Here is a 6,000-nt window from a genome sequence, read left to right on the forward strand (position 1 = left end):
AAAAAGGGATGAACAGGCAAAGAAGAAGATGCGTTTTATGCAACGTTCTAAAGACGCCTTAGCCAAATGGTTAAGCGCGATCCTCCCCGTGGTCATTGTTGGGCTGGTGGGGTTGTTTGCAGTGACGGTGATTCGCGATTATGGGCGGGCAAGCGAGGCCGACCGCCAGGCATTACTGGAAAAAGGTAATGTGCTTATTCGCGCTCTGGAGTCGGGAAGTCGCGTAGGGATGGGGATGCGAATGCACCATATTCAGCAGCAGGCACTTCTGGAAGAGATGGCAGGCCAGCCGGGGGTATTGTGGTTTGCTGTCACCGATGCCCAGGGCATCATCATTCTTCACAGTGACCCCGAAATGGTCGGGCGTGCACTCTATTCGCCAGATGAAATGCAGCAGTTAAAGCCAGAGGAAAACTCCCGCTGGCGACTGCTTGAGAAAGCGGAAACTGCGCCTGCGCTTGAGGTCTATCGTTTGTTCCAGCCAATGTCAGCTCCCTGGCGGCATGGTATGCACAATATGCCGCGCTGTAACGGAAAAGCTGTGCCACAGGCAGAAGCACAACAGGCTATTTTTATCGCTGTTGATGCCAGTGATCTGGTTGCAACCCAGATTGGGGAGAAGCGCAACACCCTGATTATCCTCTTCGCTCTGGCGACGGTACTGCTGGCAAGCGTGTTGTCATTCTTCTGGTATCGCCGATATCTGCGCTCGCGCAAGCTTCTACAGGATGAAATGAAGCGCAAAGAGAAGCTGGTGGCGCTGGGGCATCTGGCGGCAGGCGTCGCCCACGAAATCCGTAACCCGCTTTCCTCAATTAAAGGGCTGGCAAAATACTTTGCCGAACGCGCGCCAGCAGGGGGAGAAGCGCATCAATTGGCGCAGGTGATGGCGAAAGAAGCCGACCGTTTAAACCGCGTGGTAAGCGAGCTGCTGGAACTGGTTAAGCCAACGCATCTGGCTTTGCAGGCGGTGGATCTCAACACGCTGATTAACCACTCATTACAGCTGGTAAGCCAGGATGCAAACTGCCGGGAGATCCAGTTACGCTTTACTGCCAACGACACGTTGCCGCAAATTCAGGCCGATCCGGACCGACTGACCCAGATCTTGTTGAATCTCTATCTCAATGCCATTCAGGCGATTGGTCAGCATGGCGTGATTAGCGTGACGGCCAGCGAAAGCGGTGCTGGCGTGAAAATCAGCGTTACCGACAGCGGTAAAGGAATTGCGGCGGATCAGCTTGAAGCCATCTTCACCCCATACTTCACCACCAAAGCCGAAGGCACCGGACTGGGGCTGGCGGTCGTGCATAATATTGTTGAACAACACGGTGGTACAATTCAGGTCGCAAGCCAGGAGGGGAAAGGCTCAACGTTCACCCTCTGGTTTCCGGTCAATATTACGCGTAAGGACCCACAAGGATGACGCACGATAATATCGATATTCTGGTGGTGGATGATGACATTAGCCACTGCACCATCTTGCAGGCATTGCTGCGCGGCTGGGGCTATAACGTCGCGCTGGCGAATAGTGGGCAACAGGCGCTGGCGCAGGTGCGGGAACAGGTTTTTGATCTTGTACTTTGCGATGTGCGAATGGCGGAGATGGACGGCATCGCCACGCTAAAAGAGATCAAAACGTTAAATCCGGCGATTCCTGTACTGATTATGACCGCTTACTCCAGCGTCGAGACGGCGGTAGAGGCACTGAAAACTGGGGCGCTGGATTATCTCATCAAGCCGCTGGATTTCGATAACCTGCAGGCGACACTGGAAAAGGCGCTCGCACATACGCACAGTGTTGACGCTGAAACGCCTGCGGTGTCTGCCAGCCAGTTCGGTATGGTCGGTAAAAGCCAGTCGATGCAACACCTGCTCAGTGAAATCGCCCTTGTCGCGCCATCGGAAGCCACGGTGCTTATCCACGGTGATTCCGGTACGGGTAAAGAGTTGGTCGCCAGAGCGATTCATGCCAGCAGTGCACGTAGTGAAAAGCCGCTGGTAACGCTCAACTGCGCGGCGCTCAATGAATCCTTACTGGAATCTGAATTGTTCGGTCACGAAAAAGGGGCATTTACCGGCGCCGACAAACGGCGTGAAGGGCGCTTTGTTGAGGCGGACGGCGGCACGCTGTTTCTCGATGAAATTGGCGATATCTCGCCGATGATGCAGGTTCGTCTGCTGCGTGCGATTCAGGAGCGCGAAGTTCAGCGTGTCGGCAGCAACCAGACCATCTCGGTTGATGTCCGGCTGATTGCAGCGACCCATCGCGATCTTGCCGCTGAGGTAAAGGCCGGGCGTTTTCGCCAGGATCTCTACTATCGCCTGAACGTGGTGGCAATTGAAGTACCGTCGCTGCGGCAACGACGGGAGGATATTCCCCTGCTGGCTGACCATTTTCTGCAGCGATTTGCTGAACGCAATCGCAAGGCGATAAAAGGCTTTACGCCCCAGGCGATGGATCTGCTGATTCACTACGACTGGCCGGGAAATATTCGCGAACTGGAAAATGCGGTAGAACGGGCAGTGGTGCTGCTGACCGGGGAATATATTTCCGAACGCGAGCTGCCGCTGGCGATTGCCAGTACGCCGATCCCGCTGGCGCAAAGTCAGGATATTCAGCCGCTGGTGGAAGTGGAAAAAGAGGTGATTCTGGCGGCGCTGGAGAAAACGGGCGGCAACAAAACCGAAGCCGCCCGTCAGTTAGGGATTACGCGCAAAACGCTATTAGCAAAACTGTCGCGTTAGTTCTGCTCGCGTTCGATAGCGCGCCAGCCGATATCTTTCCGGCAGAAGCAGTCGTCCCAGTGGATATCGGTCATTAAGGCATAAGAGCGTTTCTGCGCCTCTGCTACGGTATGACCCAGCGCGGTGACGCACAGTACGCGCCCGCCGCTGGTTACTACCTGCTCGTCATCCGCCAGTTTCGTGCCCGCGTGGAACACTTTGCCGCCTTCGACTTCTTCCAGCGGCAGGCCGTGGATCACATCGCCAGTGCGATAATCGCCCGGATATCCACCCGCAGCCATCACCACGCCGAGAGAAGCGCGTTCATCCCACTCGGATGTTTTCTCGTCCAGCTTGCCTTCACAGGCTGCCAGGCAGAGCTCAACCAGATCGGACTTCATGCGCAGCATAATCGGCTGGGTTTCTGGATCGCCAAAGCGGCAGTTAAATTCGATAACCTTCGGATTGCCCTGTTTGTCGATCATCAAACCAGCATAGAGAAAACCGGTGTAGGTATTGCCTTCCGCCGCCATGCCTTTCACGGTTGGCCAGATGATACGTTCCATGGTGCGCTGATGAACTTCATCGGTCACCACTGGCGCAGGGGAGTAAGCGCCCATCCCGCCAGTGTTCGGCCCGGTATCTTTATCGCCTACGCGTTTGTGATCCTGGCTGGTGGCCATCGGCAGCACATGCTCACCATCCACCATTACGATAAAGCTCGCTTCTTCGCCGTCAAGGAACTCCTCGATAACAATGCGATGACCTGCGTCGCCAAAAGCGTTGCCCGCCAGCATATCGTGAACAGCCGCTTCGGCTTCTTCCAGCGTCATCGCGACGATAACGCCTTTACCGGCGGCCAGACCGTCAGCTTTAATGACGATTGGCGCGCCTTTCTCACGCAGATATGCCAGCGCAGGCTCTATCTCGGTGAAGTTCTGGTATTCCGCTGTAGGGATCTTATGGCGAGCCAGGAAATCCTTGGTAAACGCTTTCGAGCCTTCCAGTTGCGCGGCGCCTGCGGTTGGGCCGAAGATTTTCAGCCCGGCGGCGCGGAAGGTATCGACCACGCCTTTCACCAGCGGCGCTTCCGGGCCGACGATGGTCAGATCGATCTTTTCGTTTTGCGCGAAGTCCAGCAGCGCCGGGATATCGGTCACGCCGATAGCGACGTTTTGCAGTGCAGGCTCCAGCGCAGTGCCAGCGTTACCCGGAGCAACAAAAACAGTCTCAACCAGCGGCGATTGCGCCGCTTTCCAGGCCAGCGCGTGCTCGCGGCCGCCGTTACCAATGACTAATACTTTCATCTGTCGCTCCATTAATGGCGGAAGTGGCGCATATCGGTGAACAGCATTGCAATACCGTGCTCGTCGGCGGCAGCAATCACTTCGTCATCACGGATAGAACCGCCAGGCTGGATTACGCAGGTCACGCCGGCAGCGGCGGCAGCATCAATACCGTCACGGAAAGGGAAGAACGCGTCAGAAGCCATCGAGGAACCTTTGACTTCCAGACCTTCATCGGCAGCTTTAATGCCGGCGATTTTCGCGGAGTACACGCGGCTCATCTGGCCTGCACCAATCCCGATGGTCATATTGTTTTTGGCATAAACGATGGCATTGGATTTCACGAACTTCGCCACTTTCCAGCAGAACAGCGCATCACGCAGCTCCTGTTCAGTCGGCTGACGTTTGGTGACGACGCGCAGTTCTTCTGCACCGACCATGCCCAGATCGCGATCCTGAACCAGCAGACCGCCGTTCACGCGTTTGAAATCAAGACCCGGGATACGTTCGCCCCACTGACCGCAGGTCAGGACGCGAACGTTCTGTTTGGCGGCGGTGATTTTCAGGGCTTCTTCGCTGGCGGACGGCGCAATAATTACTTCGACAAACTGACGAGAAATGATGGCCTGTGCTGTTTCAGCATCCAGCTCGCGGTTAAAGGCGATAATGCCGCCGAATGCGGAGGTTGGGTCGGTTTTATACGCGCGATCGTAAGCGTCAAGAATGGAATTGCCGATAGCCACGCCGCAAGGGTTGGCGTGCTTCACAATCACACATGCCGGCTCGGCGAACTCTTTCACGCACTCCAGCGCCGCATCGGTATCGGCGATGTTGTTATAAGAGAGGGCTTTACCCTGAACCTGGGTTGCAGTGGCAACGGAGGCTTCTTTTACATTCTCTTCTATATAGAAGGCAGCCTGCTGATGGCTGTTTTCGCCGTAGCGCATATCCTGCTTCTTAATGAAGTTCATGTTCAGCGTGCGTGGGAAGCGACCGGCAGCTTCTTTGCTTTCGCCGTGATAGGCCGGAACCATGCTGCCGAAGTAGTTGGCAATCATGCTGTCGTAAGCGGCGGTGTGCTCGAAGGCTTTGATAGCGAGGTCGAAACGGGTTGCAAGCAGAAGCGAACCTTCGTTGGCATCCATCTCTTTAATAATGGCGTCGTAGTCGCTGCTCTTGACCACGATTGCGACATCTTTATGGTTCTTCGCTGCGGAGCGCACCATCGTTGGGCCGCCGATATCGATGTTCTCAACCGCATCTTCCAGCGAGCAGCCTTCACGGGCAACGGTCTGGGCGAACGGATACAGGTTAACAACCACCATATCGATAGGCTGGATCTGATGTTCTTCCATAATGGCATCGTCCTGGCCGCGACGGCCCAGAATGCCACCATGTACTTTCGGATGCAGAGTCTTCACACGTCCATCCATCATCTCCGGGAAACCGGTGTAATCGGAAACTTCGGTCACCGGCAGACCCTTTTCTGCTAACAGTCGGGCAGTGCCTCCTGTAGATAGCAGTTCCACACCGCGTGCGGAAAGTGCCTGAGCGAATTCGACGATACCTGCTTTGTCAGAAACACTGAGCAGAGCGCGGCGGACTGGACGACGTTGTTGCATGGTAAATCCCCTGGATTTGACTATTACAGAGAGCGTTAGCTGAATTTTTCGCGAAAAACTCAGCTAACGCCCCTAACGGGGCATCTTTATTTTTCGCCCGCATTGTAACGAAAACGTTTGCGCAACGCTCGCGAATTTTTTTGTTTCGATGGTGAGCACCATTTCGATTGTGGTTAGCAGGTCAGGAATACAGAAATAACACTTATGATTGTGGATAACTCTGTGCGTAAAAAGGTATAAATAGGGGATTTGCTGGGGAATGCAGCAGTCAGTCATTTTTTTGCAATTTTTCTATTGCGGCCTCAGGAGAACTCCCTATAATGCGCCTCCATCGACACGGCGGATGTGAATCACTTCACACAAAC

General features: G+C 54.9%; 4 protein-coding genes. 2 read left to right on the forward strand and 2 right to left on the reverse strand.

What is annotated here, in order from left to right:
• Nucleotides 1-28 precede the first annotated feature (28 nt).
• Entirely contained in the window at nucleotides 29-1,426 is a 1,398-nt protein-coding gene (gene zraS, locus HEM79_RS20895) for a two-component system sensor histidine kinase ZraS (protein WP_176242067.1), read from the forward strand.
• The gene (gene zraR, locus HEM79_RS20900) at nucleotides 1,423-2,748 is read left to right on the forward strand and encodes a sigma-54-dependent response regulator transcription factor ZraR (RefSeq protein WP_021551600.1); all 1,326 of its coding nucleotides are present in this window, start codon (nucleotides 1,423-1,425) and stop codon (nucleotides 2,746-2,748) included. Before zraS ends, zraR begins: the two co-directional genes overlap by 4 nt.
• On the opposite strand, the gene purD is transcribed toward zraR, so the two are convergent.
• Together purD and purH are read right to left on the reverse strand one after the other, a co-directional pair.
• Nucleotides 2,745-4,034: a phosphoribosylamine--glycine ligase gene (purD, locus tag HEM79_RS20905; protein ID WP_176242065.1), complete on the reverse strand. Its 1,290-nt coding sequence runs from the start codon at nucleotides 4,032-4,034 to the stop codon at nucleotides 2,745-2,747. The genes zraR and purD overlap by 4 nt on opposite strands.
• An 11-nt stretch (nucleotides 4,035-4,045) precedes the next feature.
• Nucleotides 4,046-5,635, reverse strand: a complete 1,590-nt coding sequence (purH, locus tag HEM79_RS20910; RefSeq protein WP_021551598.1) for a bifunctional phosphoribosylaminoimidazolecarboxamide formyltransferase/IMP cyclohydrolase — start codon at nucleotides 5,633-5,635, stop codon at nucleotides 4,046-4,048.
• Nucleotides 5,636-6,000 lie beyond the last annotated feature (365 nt).

Origin of the sequence: Escherichia sp. 93.0816 (assembly GCF_013368855.2) — a bacterium.
Lineage (GTDB): Bacteria > Pseudomonadota > Gammaproteobacteria > Enterobacterales > Enterobacteriaceae > Escherichia > Escherichia ruysiae.

Excerpts from the sequence above, each read along its gene's own strand:
- purH (WP_021551598.1), bottom strand. The coding sequence starts at position 5,635 with ATGCAACAACGTCGTCCAGTCCGCCGCGCTCTGCTCAGTGTTTCTGAC.
- purD (WP_176242065.1), bottom strand. The coding sequence starts at position 4,034 with ATGAAAGTATTAGTCATTGGTAACGGCGGCCGCGAGCACGCGCTGGCC.
- zraS (WP_176242067.1), top strand. The coding sequence starts at position 29 with ATGCGTTTTATGCAACGTTCTAAAGACGCCTTAGCCAAATGGTTAAGC.
- zraR (WP_021551600.1), top strand. The coding sequence starts at position 1,423 with ATGACGCACGATAATATCGATATTCTGGTGGTGGATGATGACATTAGC.